Source organism: Streptomyces violaceoruber, from assembly GCF_033406955.1.
Taxonomy (GTDB): domain Bacteria; phylum Actinomycetota; class Actinomycetes; order Streptomycetales; family Streptomycetaceae; genus Streptomyces; species Streptomyces violaceoruber.
Genome location: NZ_CP137734.1, coordinates 222,628 through 242,540, shown reverse-complemented (window position 1 = coordinate 242,540; position 19,913 = coordinate 222,628). Strand labels below are relative to the sequence as shown.

Genomic DNA, 19,913 nt, shown 5'->3' with positions numbered 1-19,913 from the left:
CCGACTCCTCCTGTGGCGGTCCGGGTGGGCTGGCGGATCAGAGCCTATCCCGCACAAACGTCCGCTTCCCCGCCCCGCCCCCGGTCGGCACCTCGGCCCCCGCCGCGGTGGTGTCATCGACCAGACTGTCCGCCATGAACCACTTCCTCTCGCCGTCGGCCCGCTCCGTGTCGGCCGTGACCGCTTCCGTCCTGGCGGCCTGCTGCCTCACCGCGTGCTCCGGGGACGGCGGCGAGGTGCCGGCGGCCATCCGCGTCAACCAGGTCGGTTACGTGGCCGGCGAGAAGAAGTTCGCCTATGTCATGGGCGACCGGGACACGTTGGCGGACGCCGGGTTCGAGGTCCTGGACGAGCACGGCGACACGGCCGGGCAGGGCACCCTCGGGCCCTCCCTAGGCGGCTGGAACGACACGTACACCGCGGTGCGCACCATCGACCTCTCCTCGCTGCGCCGCACCGGCACCTACCGGCTGCGCCTGGTCGGCGCGGGCGGCGAGCCCGAGGTCCGCTTCCGGGTGGCGCCGGCGGGGCGGTTGCTGGACCCGCTGCGCGCGGACGGCGTGCGCTTCTTCGGCACCCAGCGGGACGGCGGGGACGTACTGGCCGACGCGACCGGCCGGGAGCCCTCGCACCTGACCGACGAGCGGGCGCGCGTCTACGAGCCGGCGGGCACCGGCCCGCCGGCCGAGGTCGGCGGGCCCGTTGACGTGTCGGGCGGCTGGTTCGACGCCGGCGACTTCCTGAAGTTCACGCACACGACGTCCTACGTGGTCGCACAGATGCTGACCACCGTCCGCGACACACCGGCGGTGCCCGGACTGCGGGAGGAGGCACGGCACGGTCTGAGCTGGCTGGACAGGATGTGGGACGGGGAGACGGGCACGCTCTACGCACAGGTGGGGCTGGGGTCGGGCGGCCAGGAGGTCCGCGGCGACCACGACGTGTGGCGGCTGCCCGAGCAGGACGACCGGCTCACCGTGCGACCGGGGGACCCGGACTACCTCCTCAAGTACCGGCCCGTCTTCCGCGCCAACGAACCGGGGGAGCCCCTGAGCCCCAACCTGGCGGGCCGGGTGGCCGCGGCCTTCGCCCTCGCCGCGCAGACCGGGGCCGAGGACGATCCGGCACAGGCCCGCGAGTGGCTGGACAAGGCGGCCGCCGTCTACGCGCGGGCGGACACCCGGCCGGACGCCGGGGACCTGGTCACCACCGTGCCCGCGGACTACTACCAGGAGCACTCCTGGCGCGACGACATGGAGTGGGCGGCCGTCGAACTCTCCCGCGGCGCGGACGCCCTGGGCGACGCACGCGCCTCGCGGTGGCGCCGCGAGGCGGTCGGCCGGGCCCGCGCGGCCCTGCGCGAGGAGCGCGGCGGACCCCTGGGTCCCGCCGACGTCAGCGCCCTCGCCCACGCCGACGTACTCACCTCGGCGGACCCCGACGACGACCTCGCGGCCGCCCTGGAGGCGGAACTGGGGCGGCAGGTGGAGACGGGGCGAAAGCGCGCGGCCGAGGACCCCTTCCGCTCGGGCGTCATACCCACCGACTTCGACGCGGTGCCCCACACCTTCGGGCTGCTCGCGACCGCCGAGCTGTACGCGCGCGTCACCGGCGACCACCGGTACGACGACTTCGCCGCCCAGCAGCGGGCCTGGGTCTTCGGGGCCAACGCCTGGGGCACCAGCTTCGTCGTGGGCGCGGGCGACCTCTACCCGCACTGCCTCCAGCACCAGGTCGCCAACCTGGCCATGAGCCGCACCGGCCGCGGCGACATCCTGCGCGGCGCCGTCGTCAACGGGCCCAACGACGCGGACCTGCTGAAGGAGCAGGACGCCTTCGACGGGAGCCGTCCCTGCTCCTTCGCCCCGGAGGGCGGGCCGTGGTCGCGGTACGACGGTCACGGCGCCGGCTACGTCGACGACGTGCGGGCCTGGCAGACGGTGGAACCGGCGGACGACTTCACCTCGACCGCGCTGTACGCACTCTCCCTCACCGCCGCGCGGTCCTGACGCGAAGGGGGCACCGCACGTGCCCGGCGCCGGGTCAGGACGTGGTCGGCCAGGTCCGCAGCAGGACGTCCAGCGCGTCGAGGATCTCCGTCCAGCTCTCCTGCGAGTCGGGGGCGCTGTGGCTGAAGCCGCCCGAGGCCTCCAGCCCGACGAAGCCGCTGAAGACGCTGCCCAACAGCCGCACGGCATGGGTCTGGTGCGGTTCCGCCAGGCGGTATCCGCGCAGGATCGCCCGTGACATCTGGGCGTGCCGCCCCCCGGCACTGGAGGCCGCCGCCTCCGCGTCGAGCGGGAACTGCGTGGCGGCGAAGCGGCCCGGGTGTTCACGGGCGTAGTCGCGGTAGACGTTCGCGAACGCGGTCAGCGCGTCCTTGCCGGCCCGCCCGGCCACCGCCTCGGAGGCCAGGTCGGCCAGCTCCGCCAGGGCGAACAGCGCGATCCCGGTCTTGAGCTCGTGGGCGTTCTTCACATGCGAGTACAGACTCGCCGTGCGGACGCCGAACCGCCGGGCCAGCTCCGTCGGCGTGGTGCGCTCGAAGCCGATCTCGTCGGCCGTCTCGGCCCCAGCCCTGATCAGACCCTCGGTCGTCAGTCCTACCCGAGCCACACCCGTCCTCCGCATCGCTCACCCGGCAGCCGGGCACGATTATGAGCTTGCCTAACATGGTTAGGCAAACTGGGCGTCCCGGTACTCGCGGGCCGCCGTCATCAGGGCATTGAGCGCGTCCCTGGTGCGGACGAGGTCGGCGATGTGCTCGGTCAGCCGGTCCCGCTCCTGCGCCATGCGCTCCAGCGCCGCGTCGGAATGGACCTCGCTGGGCGCGTCCACGCAGGGCAGCAGTTCGGCGATGGTCCGGCTGGACAGGCCCGCGGCGTACAGCCGCTGGAGGAACTGGACCCGCTCGACCTCGTGCTCCGTGTACTGGCGCTGGCCCCCGGCGCTGCGCGTGCTGGCCAGCAGTCCCTGGTCCTCGTAGTAGCGCACCGACCGGACGCTGACTCCGGCCCGCGACGCCACTTCCCCGATCCGCATGACCTGCTCCCTGCTGTGATCCGCGGCACACATACTTGCCTCTGACGTCAGTGTCAGGTTCTAGCGTAGCCGTCGTGCCCGAGATCCGGGCCCGCGGACCACGAAGGAGTCCTGACATGACGTCCCTCTTCGACAGTTACCGGCTGGGCGAACTGACACTGCCCAACCGGATGGTCATGGCCCCGATGTCGCGGGTGCGTGCCGCCGGGGGCGGCCTGGCCACGCCGTCGATGGCCACGTACTACGCCCAGCGCGCCACCGCCGGACTGATCGTCTCCGAGGGAGTGCAGCCGAACGAGGTCGGCCAGTCCAACCCGGGGACCCCGGGGCTGCACACCGACGAGCAGGTGGCCGCGTGGCGCCCCGTCACCGCCGCCGTGCACACCAACGGCGGGCGGATCTTCGCGCAGATCATGCACGGCGGCCGCGTCTCGCACCCCGACACCACGGGCATGCTGCCGGTCGGCCCCTCGGCCGTCCCGGCCGTCGGGGAGGTGTTCACGCCGACCGGGCCGCAGCCCGTGCCGACGCCCCGCGCCCTGGAGACCGCCGAAGTGCCGGAACAGGCCCGGTCCTACGCCGAAGCGGCCCGCCGCGCCGTCGACGCCGGCTTCGACGGCGTCGAGCTGCACGGCGCCAACGGCTACCTCATCTCCCAGTTCCTCTCCACGAACGCGAACCTGCGCACCGACCGCTACGGCGGCCCGGTGGCCCACCGGATCCGCTTCGCCGTCGAGGCCGTGTCCGCGACCGTCGAGGCCGTCGGCGCCGACCGGACCGGTATCCGCCTCTCCCCGGCGGGCACCTTCTGGGGCGTCGAGGAGACCGACGTGCTCGACCTCTACACCGAGCTGCTGACCGAGCTGTCCCGCCTCGGCATCGCCTACGTGCACATCGAGGCCACCGCCGACGAGGAGCTGCTGGTCGCCCTGCGCCGCGTGTGGCCGGGCACGCTCGTCATGAACCCGGTGCTGCCGATGGGACCCAAGCAGACCGGCCGCGAGGACGCCGACCACTGGCTCGGGCTCGGGGCGGACCTCATCAGCTTCGGCCGCGGCTTCATCGCCAACCCGGACCTGGTCGAGCGGCTGCGCACGGGCCTGCCGGTGGCGCCGGTCGACGAGTCCACGTACTACCAGGGCGGTGACGCGGGCTACCTGACCTACCCGGCGTACCAGCACACGGTCTGACGGTGGGCCCGGGGGTCGGCGAGGCGGTGCCGTTAGCATGTTCGAGCTCGTGACGATCCGTACGAGCTACCGATTTGTCCGACCCCTAGCAAACGGGCCAACAAGTGAAGACCACACCGACACGAATACTCTCGCGAAGAGACCTCGGCACCCTGTTCGCCGCGTGGCGCCGGCCGCGGGCCGTGCTGTGGACCGCGGCCGGTGTGGTGACCCTCGGTTTCCTCATCGCGCTGGAGATCGTCGCGCGCCACTACGGCGTGCGGGGCCCGATCACCAACCAGGCGCGGGAGGTGGTCTTCTCCCCGCGCTCCGGGCCCCTGCTGTACGCCGGTCTCGCCCTGACGATGGTGGTGCTCACCTGGCGCCAGCGCCTCGTCGCGGCCGGCGCGGCGATCGGCATCGACGTCGTCTTCCTGCTGATGCGCTGGGCGGTCGGCGCTGACCCGAACTTCGGCAACGGCGCGCTGTGGGTGGTCCTCGGCTGCGCGGTCGTCGCTGTGACGCGTCGCACGGGCAGCGAACGGGCCCTGCTGCTCAAAGGCGCCGGGCTGGGCCTGCTCCTTGTGGCCGGGCACAAGACGGGCGACACCTGGCTGCTCATCACCTCGGAGACCCGCAAGGCGGTGCTCGACCCGTACGTGGCCACCGCCGACCAGGCGCTCGGCAATCCCTCGTGGCTGGTCGGCCGGTTCGTCGACGCCACCGGACCGGTCGGCGGCCACGTGCTCCACCTCGTCTACGGCCAGCTGCCCCTGGCCGCCGCCCTCGTCGGGCTGTACCAACTGCGCCACGTGGCGGTCGAGCGCCGGTTCCCGAGCCACCACCTCGTGCGGACCTTCCTCGTCATCGGGCTGCTCGGGCCCGCCGTCTACATGGTCTTCCCGGTCGTCGGACCGGTCTTCGCCTACGGCGCCGACGGCGGTCAGTGGGCGGTGGCCAACCTGTGGCCTCACACGCTGCCGCCGGCCGGCGCACCGCACGCGATCCCGTTCGACGACATCACCCCGCGCAACTGCATGCCCAGCCTGCACACGGCGTGGGCCACGACGCTGTTCATCCACTCCCGCAAGGGCTCCCGGGGCATGCGGTTCGCGGGCACGTTCTGGCTGGTCGCCACCCTCACCGCGACCCTGGGCTTCGGCTACCACTACGGCGCCGACCTCGTCGCCGGCGTGGTCTTCGCGCTCACGGTCGAGGCCGCGATGCGGGCGTCCGCGCGGGGCTGGGACGGTGCGGCCGTCCGGCTGGTCGCGTACGGCACCACGGTGTTCGCGGTGCTGCTGGTGGCCTACCGGCACCTGCCGGTGGAGATGGCCCGGTACCCCTGGGCCGCCGGGCCGCTGCTTCTCCTCGCGGCGGCCTCCGTGGTCCTCGGGTACCTGCGCACCACCCGGCGGTGGGAGGCGAAGACCCTGCCGGCGCGGCAGCCGGAACCGCCGCGCCCCGCGGAACCGCAGCCCGAGCTGGTCTGAGGCCCGGACCGGGGCCCCTCGCGGCGACCGGGGCCGCGGGAGGCGACCGAGGCCGCGGGAGGCGACCGGGCTACTTGAAGTAGTGGCCCTGCTCCAGGTCCTCGACGAGCCCGGGCTGGACCGGCTCCCACCCCAGCAGCTCGCGGGTCAGGACGCTGGAAGCCGCGCGGTTGGCGGCGAGGGGGCCCGCCAGCCAGCCGAAGTGGGCCTCCGCCTCCGCGGCCGGGACCGACACCACCGGCAGGCCCAGCTGCCGGCCGACCACCTCGGCGAGGTCCCGCACCGGCAGGCCCTCCTCCGCGACGGCGTGCAGCGTCGAGCCCGCGGGGGCCTTCTCCAGCGCGAGGCGGAACAGGCGCGCGGAGTCGAGACGGTGCGCGGCCGACCAGCGGTTGGTGCCGTCGCCGATGTACCCGGAGACGCCCTTGCCGCGGGCGATCCCGATGAGGGCCGGTACGAACCCGTTGTCCCCCTCGCCGTGATTGGTCGGCGCCAGCCGTACCACGGAGGAGCGGACACCGCGGGCGGACAGGGAGACGGTCAGTTCGGCGGTGACGGCCCGGATGTGCTGGGCGTCGCCCCGGGCGGCCGCGGCCCGGTCCGCGTCGTGGCCGTCGTGTTCGGTGGCCACGTGCCCCGGAATCGCGGGCGTTCCGGACGCGATCGTGAACGGCCGGTCGGACCCGGCGAGCGCCTCGCCGATCACCTCGACGGCCCGCCGGTCGGCCTCGCCGGCGCCCTTGAAGTCGCCGGAGAACGCGATGTCGTGCTTGAAGGCCAGGTGGACGACCCCGTCCGAGTCGGCGGCGGCCCGCCGCAGGACGTCGAGGTCGTCCAGGGTGCCCCGGACCACGCCGGCCCCGGCCGCGGTGAGCGCCTCGGCCGAGGCGTCCGAACGGGCGAGCCCCACGACCTGATGTCCGGCCCCGATCAGCTCGGGAACGACGGCTGAGCCGATCCAGCCGGAGGCGCCGGTGACGAAAACACGCATGAGATTCCTCCAGGTATGTCGGTATGCGGCGGCTGCCCGCCCGGGACCGAGCGCGGGTACGGGCGACGAGCGCGGCACCGAGTCCTTCGATGACAGCCGCTGTCATCGAAGGTAACACGCGATGTCAGCGACTGTCATGGTCGACCGTCAGAGGTCGCGCCGCGGTGCCGCGGGACGCATCAGCGCGAGGTCGTCGCCCCAGGAGTCCAGTGTCGCCGCGTGTCCCGCCTCGCGCGCCGCGGCCTCGACCCTGCCGAACAGCTCTCGCTGCACGTCCGTGCCACCGGCCCCGGTGATCCGTCCGAGCGTGGCCAGAAGTTCGCGCCCGTCCCACCCCGTCAGCGGGAACCGGTCCAGTTCCCACTCCAGGTACTTGTTGTAGGGGCGCGGACGGCGGTCGAGGGCGAACAGCAGCTCCAGCAGGAAGCCGATACTGTCCGCCGCGTCGAGCCGCGCGGCGAGCGGATGCCCGTCCCGGGCGTTCTTGAGCGACCGGTAGTGCGAGTTGGCGTAGGCGTCCAGCCGGGCGGCCGCGACCCGCGAGGCCTCCGCGACGCCGAGCCGTCCCTTGGCGGCCACCATCCTCGCGACGCGCCCGCCGAGCCGGTCGAGCAGGACCCGGGCCCGCGCGATCGCGTAGCGCTCCCAGCCGCCGAGCCGGTCGAACTCCGTCACCGTCACGACCACCAGGTCCAGCCGGGCGGAGCGGAAACCGTCGAGTCCGGTCAGGCCGGTGCGCGCCCCGTCGGTGACCACGACGTACACGTCGTGGTCGGAGTGCCGGGTGGGCATGCCGTCGTGGGCGTGGGAACCCTTGAGGACCAGACCGACGACGTCGGGGTCGGCGGTGGCGTGCGCGAGGAACGCCTCATAGGTCATCGGATGCGGTGCGGACACGTGCGGACCTCCGGACTGCTTGACGGGAGACATGCCGAGCCGCCCTCGAAGTCCGGTCGACGAGAGGGCGGTCACTCCGTCCGCGGCGGCCGGGGCCACCGCACCGCAGATCAACGCACGCCCGGATGCTAGCAGCCCGCACTCCGACGAGCCGGTGCCGCGACCTCGGCGGAACCGCCTGCGACGGAGAACTCGCCGGTCATGCGCGACGGGGCGTGCGCCGGTCGGCGCACGCCCCGTCGGAGCGGAGAACAGCGGGAGGACTCAGGCCTTGTCCTGCATGGCCTGCCGGGCCGGATTGCGCTGCTCGGCGGCCTTGAAGTCCTTCTCGCCCGCCTTCGCCCGCACCCCCTTGGCGATGCGGTCGCCGATGGTCCTGTCGATGTTCGACCAGTACGCGAAGGCCCGCTGGAGCACGGGTTCGGTCACCTCGTTGAGGAGGTGGTCCACCACGTTGTCGACCAGCCGGTCCCGGGCCGCGTCGTCCATCACCTCGCGGACCAGGGTGCCCGGCTGCCCCCAGTCGTCGTCCTCGGCGTGGCTGACGTAGGCCGTGCGCGTGATGGACCCGTCCGTCTCCCAGCTGGGCGGCGTGCCGAAGTGCTCGGTGTCGGCGGCGGGGCCGCCCTTGGAGTTCGGCGCGTAGACCGGATCGGTGGTCTTCCGGTACGCCATCGCGCCGTCCTTGGAGTAGGTGCGGACGTCGACGACCGGGGCGTTCACGGGAAGCTGCTGGTAGTTCGCGCCGATCCGGTAGCGGTGGGCGTCGGCGTACGAGAAGAGCCGGGCCAGCAGCATGCGGTCCGGGCTCGGGCCGATGCCCGGGACCAGGTTGTTGGGCTGGAAGGCCGCCTGCTCGATCTCGGCGTGGTTGTCCGTCGGGTTCCGGTCCAGCGTCATGCGGCCGACCGGGATGAGGGGGTAGTCGCCGTGCGGCCACACCTTCGTCAGGTCGAACGGGTTGAACCGGTAGCCCGCGGCTTCCTCGTACGGCATGACCTGCACGTGCAGCGTCCAGCTCGGGAAGTCGCCGTCGCGGATGTGCTCGAAGAGGTCCCGCATGTGGTAGTCCGTGTCGGCCGCCGCCATCTGGTCGGCCTCGTGCTGGGTGAAGTACTCGATGCCCTGGTCGGTCTTGAAGTGGTACTTCACCCAGAAGCGCTCGCCCGACGCGTTGATCCACATGTAGGTGTGGGAGGTGTAGCCGTTCATGTGGCGCCAGGTGCGCGGGATGCCGCGGTCTCCCATGAGCCAGGTGACCTGGTGCGCGGATTCCGGCGAGAGCGTCCAGAAGTCCCACTGCATGTCGTGGTCGCGCAGGTTGCTGTCCGCCCGGCGCTTCTGCGACCGGATGAAGTGCTGGAACTTCATCGGGTCCTTGACGAAGAACACCGGCGTGTTGTTGCCGACCATGTCGTAGTTGCCCTGGCTGGTGTAGAACTTCACCGCGAAGCCCCGCGGGTCGCGCCAGGTGTCCGGGCTGCCGCGCTCGCCGGCGACGGTGGAGAAGCGGGCGACCAGGTCGGTCCGGGTGCCCGGCTGGAAGACGGCCGCCTTGGTGTAGGCGCTCACGTCGTGCGTCACCTCGAAGTGGCCGAAGGCGCCGCTGCCCTTGGCGTGCGGCTGGCGCTCGGGGATGCGCTCCCGGTTGAACTGCGCCATCTGCTCGATGAGGTAGGCGTCCTGGAGGAGGACCGGACCCGCCGGGCCCGCGGTGAGCGAGTGTTCGTCGCTCTCCGCCGGTGCGCCGGAGTCCGTGGTGGTGGCGGGCGGGGTGTCGGTCATGAGACTGCCTTTCGTCGGGGAGTGGCTGACGCCCAGGAGCCGCGCGACTCGAACACGGGGCACGGGACCCCTTTCGCCCTGTCCGGCAGAACGGTCCCGCCGACGCCCGGGCCGTGCCCGGGGCCCCGGCCCGCGTGGTTCCCGCGGCACGTGTGCCCAGGAGCGGCCGCGCCAATCGGGTGCGGGTGTGGGTGCCGGGGCGGGCCGGGCAGGACGGAGGAGGGGGCGGATCCCGTCGGCGCGTCGGCTCGTCGGCCGTGCCGCGTCCCGGCGCCGGGACGCACCGCGTGCTCGCCCATCCGTCCAGGCCTTCCGGAGTGCCGTCGTCCGTATCAGTCTCCGCCGCCGCCCGGCCCCCGCAAGCGGAGCGGGGGCGGGTGCGACCGATGCGGCGGGGTGGCCGGTGCGGCGGGGCGGCCGGTGCGGCGGGGTGGCCGGTGCGGTGGTGGGGAAGACGGATCGGCACCCTGTCCCGCCCGTTCCCTCCCCGACTACCCGCGCCGGGCGGACGGCTCGGCACGCAGCACCCGGCGGACAGCGGCGCGCAGCCAGTGGTGCGCGCCGTCGGCGGTGTGCCGGGGGTGCCAGGCCATGCCGATGGTCACCGGCGGCAGCGGCAGCGGGATGTCGAGGAGGCGCAGTCCGAGGACCCGGGCCTGCTCGGTGAGGGGACTGGGGGAAAAGTCGGCCTCGTCCCGCGCGGCGGGCACCAGCGCGACGACGTCGGTGCGGGCGGCGAGGGACAGTGCGGCCAGATGTCCCGGGAGGACGACGGAGACCCGGCGGCTGAGGCCGTGCTCGGCCAGGGCGGCGTCGACCGGACCGTCGAACCGGCCGCGGCGGCTGACCCCGACGTGCTCGGCGGCGGCGAACCGCGCCGCGGTCAAGGGTCCTTCGGTGAGCGGGTGGCCGGGCCGGACGGCCGCCGTCATCCGCAGGGTGACCAGCTCCTCGACCCGCGTCTCGGGATCCACGTGGTCGATCGCCCCGACCTCCAGGTCCACCCGGCCGTCGCGCAGGGCCGGCCCGGCCTCCAACTCCTCGGCCCGGAACCGCAGCGAGACCCCCGGCGCCTCCTGTCCGGCCAGTGTCAGCAGACCGGCGGCGAGGGCCGCGCCGACCAGGTCGGCGGTCTGGAGGCTGAAGGTGCTGCGCAGCGTGGCCGGGTCGACGCCGGTGGCCGGGGTCAGCAGCGCGCCGAGCCGGCGTACGACCGTGGCGGCCTCGTCCCGCAGGGCCAGTGCCCTCGGGGTCGGCACCATGGTCTGCCCCGCCCGGACCAGCAGGGGGTCCTGGAGGAGCCGGCGGAGGCGGCCGAGGGTGCGGCTCATGGCCGCGGGGGAGGTGCGCATGCGGGCGGCGGCGCGGGTGACGCTCTGCTCGGCCAGCAGGGCGTCGAGCGCCACGGCGAGGTTGGCGTCGATGACCGGCGCGGTCGGATCTGTGCTGTTCACCAGTGTTATTCCGTTCCAGGCAACAATCCCTTGCTGAAGTTCCCATTGTGGCAACGCTTCGTGGCTCCGCAGGATGTGGGCGTACCCGAACGGAACGACCCACGAGGTTTTCATGATCGTCATCACTGCCCCCACCGGGAACATCGGGCGCCGACTGCTGCCCCTGCTCCTGGAGTCCGCCCCCGCCCGGGGCGAGGAACTGCGTGTGATCGTGCGCGATCCCGCACGCCTGGCCGCCCCGGTGCGCGAGCGCGTCGAGGTGGTCACCGGCTCGCACGGCGACCCCGCCGTCGTCGACCGGGCCTTCGACGGCGCCGACGCCGTCTTCTGGCTCGTCCCGCCGGACTCCTCCCGCACCCCGGACGACGCCTACCGGGGCTTCACCCGGCCCGCCGCGCACGCGCTCGTCGCGCACGGCGTCGGCCATGTCGTCGGCGTCTCCGCCCTGGGCCGCGGCACCCCGGTCGCGGCCCGCGCGGGACTCGTCACCGCGTCCCTCGCCGTGGACGACCTCATCGCGGAAACCGGCGTCGCCCACCGGGCCCTGGCCAGCCCGTCGTTCTTCGAGAACCTCCTGGAGGAGGCCGACTCGATCCGGGAGCACGGTTGCTTCACCGACGTCCTCGACGCCGACCGCAAGTCGCCCCTCGTGGCCGTCGCCGACATCGCCTCCGTGGCTGCCGGCCTGTTGCTCGACCGGTCCTGGACCGGCACCGGCAGCGTCCCGGTGCTCGGCCCGCGGGACCTGTCGCCCAACGACCTGGCCCGCATCATGACCGAGCGGCTCGGCCGCCCCGTCCGCTACGAACGCCACACGCTCGACGACCTGCGCTCCACCCTGGTCGGCTACGGCCTCGACAAGGACTTCGTGGACGGCGTCGTCGACATGAAGCGGGCCAAGGACGACGGCCTCGACGCCGGCGTCACCCGCACCCCGGACACGGCCACCCCGACCACCTTCGAGGACTGGGTCGCCCGGACCCTCGGGCCCGTGGTCCTGTCCTGACTCCTCACCCCCACTCTCCACCCACCCCCACCCATCTCACACTCACTCTCACTCCGAAACGGGGAGCAACCATGCCCGAAGAGACGGCCCACACCCCGGTCACCGCTTTCATGCTCGTCAAGACCACACCCGAGTGGCTCGCCCTGACCGTCGAGGAGCGGGTGCACGCCTTCACCACGGAGGTCGTCCCCGTCGTCAGGGCCAGGACCGCCGGCGTCCGGTCACGCTTCTACGACACGGAGTTCTACTCCGCCCGCGTCACCGACGTGTGGGTCTGGGAGGCCGACGACCACCACGCCTACCAGCTCCTCGTCGACGCCCTGCGCGAGACGCCCTTCTGGGACCGGTACTTCGAGGTCGTCGACCTCCTGGTGGGCACGGAGAACGGTTACGCGCGCACCTACGGAGTCGACGCGGTCACCACCCTCTCCACCTGACCGCCGGCGGTCCGCCGGGGGCCGCGACGCCGGGAGGGACGAGTGCGACCAGGTGGATCACGGCGCCGACGACGGTGAGAAACTGACGGCGCCCGCGATCCCGCCGCGGCCGGACGGTCACGCGGCGCGGGCCGCCCGACCCGCTTCCCCACCGGAGAACCCCCATGAACCACGTCGCGGACCCCAGCCGCTACGACGGCAGCATGCACTACCGCCGCACCGGACGCTCCGGGCTCGACCTGCCCGCGCTCTCCCTGGGCTACTGGCACAACTTCGGCGACGACAAGCCGTTCGAGACCCAGCGGCGGATCGCCCTGCGCGCCTTCGACCTCGGCATCACCCACCACGACCTCGCCAACAACTACGGTCCGCCCTACGGGTCGGCCGAGATCAACTTCGGCCGGATCATGCGGCAGGACCTGGCGCCGTACCGCGACGAGCTGGTGGTGTCGACCAAGGCCGGGTGGGACATGTGGCCCGGCCCGTACGGCCAGGGCGGCGGCTCCCGCAAGTACGTGCTCGCCTCGCTCGACCAGTCACTGAAGCGGACGGGTCTGGACTACGTCGACATCTTCTACTCCCACCGCCTGGACGCCTCCACCCCGCTGGAGGAGACCATGACGGCGCTGGACACGGCGGTGCGGCAGGGCAAGGCGCTCTACGTCGGCATCTCCTCCTACGACGCCGAGCGCTCCCGGCAGGCCGCGGCGATCCTCCGCGACCTGGGCACACCGCTGCTGATCCACCAGCCGTCGTACAACATGCTCAACCGGTGGATCGAGACCGAGGGCCTGCTCGACGCGGCCGCCGACGAGGGCTTTGGCGTCATCGGGTTCACCGCGCTGGCCCAGGGGCTGCTCACCGGCCGCTATCTCGACGGCGTGCCCGAGGGGTCCCGCGCCACCCAGGGCAAGTCCTTCGCGACCGGCTGGCTCACCGACGACACCGTCCGGCGGCTGCGCGCCCTGAACGACATCGCCGCCCGCCGGGGCCAGAGCCTGGCGCAGATGGCGCTCGCCTGGGCGCTGCGCGACCCGCGCGTCACCTCGCTGGTGATCGGTGCCTCCCGGCCCGAGCAGCTGGAGGAGAACGTCGCCGCTCTGGCCAACCCGTCCTTCGACGACGACGAACTGGCCGAGATCGACGAGTACGCGGTCGTCGACGGTGACGTCGACCTGTGGCGGCGGGCCCGCACCGGCGACCTCGGCTGAGGCGTCCCCCGCCCCGGAAGTGCTCAGGGCCCGCCGACGACGCGCAGCACCCGGGGCGGCTCGCCGGCCGGCTCGGGCAGCCGCAGGGGCTCCCGCCCGGGCGTGATGCTGCCGAGCAGTGACGCCCGGCGCGCACCCGTCCCCGAGGGGATCGCGCCGGGCAGGCCGTTGACGGTCAGGAAGCCCAGGAGGGCGAAGGCAAGTGCCTCCTTGGCGTCGGACGGCAGCCCGAGCGCGTCGCTGGAACCGAGGTCCACCCCGGGCAGCTCCCCGGCGATCATGCCCATCAGCACGGGGTTGCGCGCGCCACCGCCGGACACGACGAGCCGCGTCACGCCGTGCGCCCGGCAGGCGTCGGCCACCGTGACGGCGGTGAGCCGGGCCAGGGTCGCCAGGACGTCGTCGGGTTCCGCCACGGGCGCCGCCGCGAGCGCCGCCAGCAGATACGGCAGGTGGAACTGCTCCTTGCCGGTGCTCTTCGGAGCCGGCCTGCCGTAGTACGGGTCGTCCAGCAGCACCCGCAGCAGCCCCGGATCGACCCGGCCGGCCCCGGCCCGGCGCCCGTCCTCGTCGAAGGCGGCCGCACCGCCGGTGAAGTGCCGTACGGCGGCGTCCATCAGCGCGTTGGCCGGCCCGGTGTCGAAGGCCAGCGGCTCGGCGCCCGGGGCGACGACGGTGACGTTGGCGATCCCGCCGAGGTTGAGGGCGGCGGGGACGCCGGGCAGCGCCGCCATGGCCAGGACGTCGGTCATGGCCACCAGCGGCGCCCCCTGACCGCCGGCCGCGACGTCCCTGCCGCGCAGGTCGGAGACGACGGGCAGACCGGTCGCCTCGGCGATCCAGGCGGGCTGGCCGAGCTGGAGGGTGCCGCGCACGGCGCCGTCCTCCACCCAGTGGTACAGGGTCTGCCCGTGCGAGACCACCAGATCGGCGGCGCCCCCGCACAGCTCGCGCACCGCCCGCACGGCCACGTCGGCGAAGGCCTGCCCGATGCCGGTGTCGAGCCGGGCCACGGTCCGGACGGTCGCGGCCGCCGGGGGCAGGCTGTCCGCGATCAGGTCCCGCAGCCCGTCCGGGTAGGGGGCGGAGAGATGGCCGAGCGGGCGCATCACCAGGGCCTCGCCCTCCAGTTCGAGGTCCGCGGCGGCCGCCTCGACGGCGTCGTAGGACGTGCCCGACATCAGGCCGATCACACGCACGATGTACTCCTGCGGGGGTTGAGCGGGCGGGACGAGGTCACTTCCGCCCGGCCGTCGTGGTCAGCCGGTCGGGTCCGTCGCCCGGCTCCTCGTCGAGTGCGGTGACCGCCGAGGGCTCCGGGGCCCGGTGGAACAGGCTCAGCACACCGCCGACGAGCAGGGTGATCAGCACGCCGATCGGCACCAGCCACTGGGCCGCGATCGCCTGGGACACCGTGGTCCCGCCGGTGGTGACGTCGATCTTCACGCCGCGCACGATGTACGTCATCACCCCGATGGTGACCAGGAAGGCCACGACGGAGTCGACCTCGTTGGCCCGTTTGACGAGCCGTCCCAGCAGGAAGGCGCCGAGCAGTGCGCCGTAGGTGTAGCCCGCGATGGTCAGGCCCGTCAGGTACACGTTGCCGGTGCTCGCGCTGAACGCGCAGGCGAAGACGGCCATGAGCGTCGCCCACACCAGCGTCATCCAGCGGGCGAGCCTGAGCAGCGCCTCCTCGGAGGGTGTACTGCGGAAGAAGCTGTGGATGATGTCGGCGACCGTCGAGTTCGACATGGAGTTCAGCGCCGAGGACAGCGAGCCCATCGCGGCGCCCAGGATGCCGGCCACCAGCAGGCCCGAGACCACCACGGGCAGCCCGTGCAGGATGAACTCGGGGTAGAGGTTGTCCGAGCTGGACAGGCCCAGCTCGGCGAAGGACCTGCCCTCGTTGTACGACCACAGCAGCGCGCCGACGAGGGAGAACGCGGCGAACTGAACGGTGACGAAGACACCCGAGGCGATCATGGCCTTCTGGCCCTCGCGCAGCGTCCGCGTCGCCAGCACGCGCTGGACGATCAGCTGGTCGGAGCCGTGCGAGGCCATGGCGAAGATGGCGCCGCCGATGATGGCCGTGGGCAGGGCGAACGGGCTGGTGAGGATGTGGGCCAGGTTGAAGTCGGTGTCGAAGAGCTGGAACTTCCCGGCGTCCAGTGCACGTGCGTAGCCGTCACCGCCGACGTGGGCGGAGAGCACGGCCACGGCGAGGACCGCGCCGCCGAGGTAGAGGACCATCTGGATGGCGTCGGTCCAGATGACCGCCTTGATGCCGCCCAGGTACGTGTAGACCACGGTGATGAGGGTGATCACGATGATGATCGCGCGGTAGCTCGCGTGCACCCCGAACTCGTCGAGCAGCAGCTTGATCGGGATGGCGGAGGCGAACAGCCGCACGCCCTCGGCCAGGAGCCGGGTGAACACGAAGGTCACCGAGGCGAGCCCTTGGAGCTTCAGCCCGAACCGGTCGCCCAGGTACTGGTAGGCGCTGACGAAGCCGCCGCGCTTGTAGAGGGGGATCAGCACCGTGGCCACGACGACGCGTCCGACGACGTAGCCCAGGGCGAGTTCGACGTTGCCGAATCCCTGGCCGCTGTAGGCGCCGCCGGGGACGCTGATCACCGTCAGCACACTGGTCTCCGTGGCGACGACGGAGAAGGAGACCGTCCACCACGGCATGTGGCCTTCACCGACGAAGTAGTCCTTCGCCGACTTCTGCCGGCCTGCCTTCCGCAGGCCGATCCAGGCGATCCCGATCAGATAGACCACGATCACCACGAGGTCGAGCTGGCGCACGCTTGCTCCTAGACACTGGCCGGTGGGGTCGCCGGCGTGGGGGAGGGGTTGGCGGTCGTCCGGCGGACGCGGACGACGAGGGAGGTGTGAGGGGTCGCGCGGTCCAGCGCCAGCAGGCGGGCCCCGTCCAGGGGGTCGCCGAGCGCGGACGTGAGCCGCACGGGGAGTCCGGAACCGGTGAGGGCGGCGGTCAGCGGCGCCATCAGGGCCGGGCCGAGACCGGTCAGCCCACCGGTGACGGCCGCCGGCAGCGGCTCGCCGCCCGCGGTGATCCGGCGGGCCGCCGCGAGCGCGGTCTCGGCCAGGTCCGCGGCCGCGTCCCGGACGATCGCCGATGCCACGGCGTCCCCCGCGTCGGCGGCGCGGGCCACCTCGGGGGCGAACGTGGCGGCCGTACGTGCCGGATTGCCGTCCCGTCCGACGGTCGCCGGCAGCCGTTCGAGGTCACCGAAGAGGCCGGCGGCGGCGTCCAGCAGCACGGTGTCCGGGCCCCGCCCGTCGTGGGCGCGCAGGGCCGCGCGCAACCCGGCCGTGCCGATCCGGGCGCCGCTGCCGTCGTCACCGAGCAGCGGGCCCCAGCCGTCGACGCGTGCGTACGTCCCGTCGGCGCCGATGCCGACGGCGACGGCCCCGGTACCGATCGCGAGCACCACCCCCGCCCGGCCGCCGAGCGCGCCGGCGTGGGCGGTGACGGCGTCGCTGGTGACAGCAGCCTCCCGGACGGGCAGATCCTCCAGAAGGGCACCCACCAGGGATCGGGCGGCCGCGGGGGCCGAAGCCGCTCCGGCGGCGCCCACGAGGACGGACTCCGGCCGGGCGCCGCCCGCTTCCCGAAGGAGCGGTTCGACGGCGGCGCGCACGGCCGCACGCGCCGCGGTCACCCCGTCGGGCGCCGCCAGCCCGGGGGCACCGGCCACGGAGTTGACGGCCCGTGACGAGTCGGCGCTGTTCCACAGCATGGCGCGGCAACCGGTCTTCCCGAGATCTACCGCCACTACTGAAGTCATACGGCTTGCCCTTTGCCCGAGTGACCCGGCACGTCGAGAGCCACCAGGTCGTCGGTGACCGGTGCGGATCGCCGTCCGAGTATGGGAACGCCGCCCTCCGGATGTCAATAAGTAACGTCAGGTTGTTCAGTGCGTAACTTTTTGACCCCCTCGGGCCGTCCCATTACCCTGTGCTCACCACTTCCAGGAGGGGCCATGGTCCGCCAGTCCTCGTCCCGCGCGCCGGAGCCGTCCGCCCAGGACGCCCCGCTCGCCGACGTCCTCACGCGCGTCCGCGCCGCCCGGCCCTCCCTGGCCCCCTCGGAGCGGCGGGTGGCCGACGCGGTCCTCGCCGACCCCGGACAGGTCGCGGAACTGTCCATCCACGCGCTGGCGGAGCGGGCGAGCACCTCGGCGGCCACCGTGATGCGGTTCTGCCGCACGATCGGCACGGGCAACTACCCCCAGCTGCGCCTGGCGCTGGCGGCCGCCGCCGCGCGGGAGCACGCGCTGGGCGGCGAGCGGGCGGCGCAGGGCGGCACCGACATCAGTCCGACGGACTCGCTGGACCGGATAGTCAGCAAGATCATCTACAACGAGGTGCGGGCCCTGGAGGACTCGGGCGCCGCACTCGACGTCGACGCGCTGGGCCGGGCGGTGGACGCGGTGGCCAAGGCCCGCAGGGTCGATATCTTCGGCGTGGGGGCCAGCGCGTTCGTCGGCCAGGATCTGCACCAGAAGCTGCACCGCATAGGCCGGATGGCCTTCATCTGGAGCGACCGGCACGCGGCGCTCACCGCGACGGCCCTGCTGGGGCCCGGTGATGTGGCCCTGGCCGTCTCCCACTCCGGGGAGACCGAGGACACCACCGAGCCCCTCCAGGCCGCGGCCGAACGCGGAGCCACCACCATCGCCCTGACCAACGACCCGGGCTCCACGCTCGCGACCGGCGCCGACCTGGTGCTGACGACCTGCGCGCGGGAAACACCGTTCCGCTCCGGAGCGACCGTCAGCCGCATCGCCCAACTGGCCGTCATCGACTGCCTCTTCGTCGGCGTCGCCCAGCGCTCCTACGACGCGGCGACCACCGCCCTCGAAGAGACCTACGGAGCCGTCCAGCGCCGCCGGCGCCCCACACGCCGCACCGGGTGACGGCGCGTCACGACCGCACGGCCCCCACACCTTCCGTTTCCGGGTACTCGCCCTCGCGCAGGCTCGTCACCAGCTCGCGCGGCAGACCGTGGGTGTCATGGAGGTAGTGGAAGTCCTCCTCTCCCAGCGGGCCCCGGAAACGGGGCCGGGCGAGCACGTTCCGGCCGCGGTCCAGGAGCCGCCGGAACCGGCGCTCCTCCTCCACCAGCAGGCGCCGCACGAGGCCGGGGAGGCCGGGGTCGCCGTCCTGCCGGAAGTGGTCCAGGGTGTGCGTGATCAACTCGTCCGGCAGGTCACCGAGCCCGCGCGAGGGATCGTCCCGCCACAGCACGGTGAGCAGCCGCCGCACCAGGCGCCGCAGCACGTAGCCCCGGCCGGTGTTGGACGGGCGGACACCGTCGCCGACGATCACGACGGCCGACCGGAGGTGGTCGCAGACCACCCGGAACGACGGTTCGTCCAACGGCCACAGGACGGGCAGCAGGCGTCGCCACGGCTCGAAGACGTCGCACTCGAAGACCGACGACTTGCCCTGAAGGAGCATGGCGAGGCGCTCCAGGCCCAGGCCGGTGTCCACATTGCGCTGTGGAAGCGGCACGAGGCGGCCGTCGTCCAGTCGGCGGTGGCGCATCATCACGTGGTTCCACACCTCCACCCAGCGGTCGTCGCCGGTGGGCGTGGACCGGGGCGGGGTGTCACCGCTCCACAGGAAGATCTCCGAGTCGGGTCCGCACGGGCCCACCGGCCCGTTGGACCACCAGTTGTCGTCCACCGTCCGCTCCACGGGAACGCCGCGCTCCTGCCACAGCCGCAGCGACTCGGTGTCCGGCCCGACCTGCTCACCGCCCCCGTACACGGTGGCGTGCAGCAGGCCCGGGTCGACCCCGAGGCCCTCGGTGAGCAGCCGGTGGGCCCAGTCGAGGCTGCGCGAGCCCTCGTAGTCGCCCAGCGACCACGTGCCGAGCATCTCGAAGACCGTCAGATGCGTGCTGTCCCCGACCTCGTCCAGGTCCGTGGTGCGCAGACAGCGCTGTACGTTGACCAGCCGCCGGCCCAGCGGGTGGGGGCGGCCTTCCAGGTACGGGGTGAGCGGATGCATGCCGGCGCTGGTGAACAGCACGGGATCGCCCGGCTCGGGCAGCAGCGTCGAGCCGGTGATCCGGCGATGGCCCTGATCCTCGTAGTACTCGACGAACGTGCGGAGGACGTGCTCGGTGTCCATGGGGTGACTCCTTCGCTTCGGGGCGGGAGAGGCACCGGAGAACGGAACCGTGCGGTCCTCGCACCTGGGCGAAGGTGGCGGAGCGCCACGTGAACCACCGACGAACCGTTTCCGGTCGCCGGTGGGAAAGGGGGAAGGTCAGGCGGCGGCAACCGGCGAGCTGGTCGCTCGCGCGGTCGCGAAGATGTTCCTGCCGATGACGTTCATGCCTCGAAGATAACGCCCCGGGCGCGGGCGGGCACCCCATATTCCGCACCCGC

General features: G+C 72.9%; 17 protein-coding genes. 7 read left to right on the top strand and 10 right to left on the bottom strand.

Annotation, left to right across the window (positions count from 1 at the left end):
* The first annotated feature begins 134 nt into the window (after positions 1-134).
* A complete protein-coding gene (locus R2E43_RS01235; protein ID WP_162495309.1) occupies positions 135-2,009 on the top strand; it encodes a glycoside hydrolase family 9 protein in 1,875 nt (624 codons plus the stop codon).
* Between the two features lie 34 nt (positions 2,010-2,043).
* Here R2E43_RS01235 and R2E43_RS01230 read toward each other — a convergent pair whose 3' ends face one another.
* Both R2E43_RS01230 and R2E43_RS01225 read right to left on the bottom strand, forming a co-directional pair.
* The gene (locus R2E43_RS01230) at positions 2,044-2,616 is read right to left on the bottom strand and encodes a TetR/AcrR family transcriptional regulator (RefSeq protein ID WP_011031763.1); all 573 of its coding nucleotides are present in this window, start codon (positions 2,614-2,616) and stop codon (positions 2,044-2,046) included.
* Between the two features lie 60 nt (positions 2,617-2,676).
* Positions 2,677-3,042 carry a MerR family transcriptional regulator gene (locus R2E43_RS01225; protein WP_016328136.1) on the bottom strand — a complete coding sequence of 122 codons (366 nt, stop codon included), beginning with the start codon at positions 3,040-3,042 and terminating at the stop codon, positions 2,677-2,679.
* Between the two features lie 116 nt (positions 3,043-3,158).
* Here R2E43_RS01225 and R2E43_RS01220 point away from each other — a divergent pair, with 116 nt between their 5' ends.
* Both R2E43_RS01220 and R2E43_RS01215 read left to right on the top strand, forming a co-directional pair.
* Positions 3,159-4,232, top strand: a complete 1,074-nt coding sequence (locus tag R2E43_RS01220; RefSeq protein WP_003971557.1) for an alkene reductase — start codon at positions 3,159-3,161, stop codon at positions 4,230-4,232.
* Positions 4,233-4,336: 104 nt separating this feature from the next.
* Positions 4,337-5,704 carry a phosphatase PAP2 family protein gene (locus tag R2E43_RS01215; RefSeq protein ID WP_003971556.1) on the top strand — a complete coding sequence of 456 codons (1,368 nt, stop codon included), beginning with the start codon at positions 4,337-4,339 and terminating at the stop codon, positions 5,702-5,704.
* 70 nt (positions 5,705-5,774) lie between these two features.
* Here R2E43_RS01215 and R2E43_RS01210 read toward each other — a convergent pair whose 3' ends face one another.
* The 4 genes from R2E43_RS01210 to R2E43_RS01195 all read right to left on the bottom strand — a co-directional run bounded on the left by R2E43_RS01210 (position 5,775) and on the right by R2E43_RS01195 (position 10,831).
* A complete protein-coding gene (locus R2E43_RS01210; RefSeq protein ID WP_003971555.1) occupies positions 5,775-6,695 on the bottom strand; it encodes an SDR family oxidoreductase in 921 nt (306 codons plus the stop codon).
* A 147-nt stretch (positions 6,696-6,842) separates the two neighbouring features.
* Complete coding sequence (locus R2E43_RS01205; protein WP_030864375.1) at positions 6,843-7,592, bottom strand: hypothetical protein; 750 nt, start codon at positions 7,590-7,592, stop codon at positions 6,843-6,845.
* A 264-nt stretch (positions 7,593-7,856) separates the two neighbouring features.
* Positions 7,857-9,377 carry a catalase gene (locus R2E43_RS01200; RefSeq protein WP_093457702.1) on the bottom strand — a complete coding sequence of 507 codons (1,521 nt, stop codon included), beginning with the start codon at positions 9,375-9,377 and terminating at the stop codon, positions 7,857-7,859.
* A gap of 491 nt (positions 9,378-9,868) precedes the next feature.
* On the bottom strand, positions 9,869-10,831 hold the full coding sequence (locus R2E43_RS01195) for a LysR substrate-binding domain-containing protein (RefSeq protein WP_136207621.1): 963 nt from the start codon (positions 10,829-10,831) through the stop codon (positions 9,869-9,871).
* Positions 10,832-10,943: 112 nt separating this feature from the next.
* Here R2E43_RS01195 and R2E43_RS01190 point away from each other — a divergent pair, with 112 nt between their 5' ends.
* The 3 genes from R2E43_RS01190 to mgrA all read left to right on the top strand — a co-directional run bounded on the left by R2E43_RS01190 (position 10,944) and on the right by mgrA (position 13,485).
* Positions 10,944-11,837 (top strand): NAD(P)H-binding protein, encoded by an 894-nt coding sequence (locus R2E43_RS01190; RefSeq protein ID WP_011031766.1) that lies wholly within the window; start codon positions 10,944-10,946, stop codon positions 11,835-11,837.
* Positions 11,838-11,908: 71 nt separating this feature from the next.
* Positions 11,909-12,274, top strand: coding sequence for a darcynin (locus R2E43_RS01185; protein ID WP_003971550.1), 366 nt, complete (start codon positions 11,909-11,911; stop codon positions 12,272-12,274).
* A gap of 164 nt (positions 12,275-12,438) precedes the next feature.
* Positions 12,439-13,485 carry an L-glyceraldehyde 3-phosphate reductase gene (gene mgrA, locus R2E43_RS01180; RefSeq protein ID WP_003971549.1) on the top strand — a complete coding sequence of 349 codons (1,047 nt, stop codon included), beginning with the start codon at positions 12,439-12,441 and terminating at the stop codon, positions 13,483-13,485.
* Positions 13,486-13,508: 23 nt separating this feature from the next.
* On the opposite strand, the gene R2E43_RS01175 is transcribed toward mgrA, so the two are convergent.
* Genes R2E43_RS01175 through R2E43_RS01165 form a run of 3 tightly spaced genes read right to left on the bottom strand, consistent with a single transcriptional unit; the run spans position 13,509 to position 17,288 of the window.
* Positions 13,509-14,684, bottom strand: coding sequence for an anhydro-N-acetylmuramic acid kinase (locus R2E43_RS01175; RefSeq protein ID WP_016328138.1), 1,176 nt, complete (start codon positions 14,682-14,684; stop codon positions 13,509-13,511).
* Between the two features lie 37 nt (positions 14,685-14,721).
* Positions 14,722-16,293, bottom strand: coding sequence for a sodium:solute symporter (locus R2E43_RS01170; RefSeq protein WP_003971547.1), 1,572 nt, complete (start codon positions 16,291-16,293; stop codon positions 14,722-14,724).
* 8 nt (positions 16,294-16,301) lie between these two features.
* A complete protein-coding gene (locus tag R2E43_RS01165) occupies positions 16,302-17,288 on the bottom strand; it encodes an N-acetylglucosamine kinase (RefSeq protein ID WP_332055813.1) in 987 nt (328 codons plus the stop codon).
* A gap of 207 nt (positions 17,289-17,495) precedes the next feature.
* On the opposite strand from R2E43_RS01165, the gene R2E43_RS01160 reads away from it, so the two are divergent.
* Positions 17,496-18,431, top strand: a complete 936-nt coding sequence (locus tag R2E43_RS01160) for a MurR/RpiR family transcriptional regulator (RefSeq protein WP_011031770.1) — start codon at positions 17,496-17,498, stop codon at positions 18,429-18,431.
* 7 nt (positions 18,432-18,438) lie between these two features.
* Here the strand turns inward: R2E43_RS01160 and R2E43_RS01155 are convergent, their stop codons facing one another.
* Positions 18,439-19,653, bottom strand: coding sequence for an alanine--tRNA ligase-related protein (locus R2E43_RS01155; protein WP_011031771.1), 1,215 nt, complete (start codon positions 19,651-19,653; stop codon positions 18,439-18,441).
* Positions 19,654-19,913: the final 260 nt, after the last annotated feature.

Excerpts from the sequence above, each read along its gene's own strand:
- R2E43_RS01235 (WP_162495309.1), top strand. The coding sequence starts at position 135 with ATGAACCACTTCCTCTCGCCGTCGGCCCGCTCCGTGTCGGCCGTGACC.
- R2E43_RS01225 (WP_016328136.1), bottom strand. The coding sequence starts at position 3,042 with ATGCGGATCGGGGAAGTGGCGTCGCGGGCCGGAGTCAGCGTCCGGTCG.
- R2E43_RS01220 (WP_003971557.1), top strand. The coding sequence starts at position 3,159 with ATGACGTCCCTCTTCGACAGTTACCGGCTGGGCGAACTGACACTGCCC.
- R2E43_RS01210 (WP_003971555.1), bottom strand. The coding sequence starts at position 6,695 with ATGCGTGTTTTCGTCACCGGCGCCTCCGGCTGGATCGGCTCAGCCGTC.
- R2E43_RS01200 (WP_093457702.1), bottom strand. The coding sequence starts at position 9,377 with ATGACCGACACCCCGCCCGCCACCACCACGGACTCCGGCGCACCGGCG.
- R2E43_RS01190 (WP_011031766.1), top strand. The coding sequence starts at position 10,944 with ATGATCGTCATCACTGCCCCCACCGGGAACATCGGGCGCCGACTGCTG.
- R2E43_RS01185 (WP_003971550.1), top strand. The coding sequence starts at position 11,909 with ATGCCCGAAGAGACGGCCCACACCCCGGTCACCGCTTTCATGCTCGTC.
- mgrA (WP_003971549.1), top strand. The coding sequence starts at position 12,439 with ATGAACCACGTCGCGGACCCCAGCCGCTACGACGGCAGCATGCACTAC.
- R2E43_RS01160 (WP_011031770.1), top strand. The coding sequence starts at position 17,496 with ATGGTCCGCCAGTCCTCGTCCCGCGCGCCGGAGCCGTCCGCCCAGGAC.
- R2E43_RS01155 (WP_011031771.1), bottom strand. The coding sequence starts at position 19,653 with ATGGACACCGAGCACGTCCTCCGCACGTTCGTCGAGTACTACGAGGAT.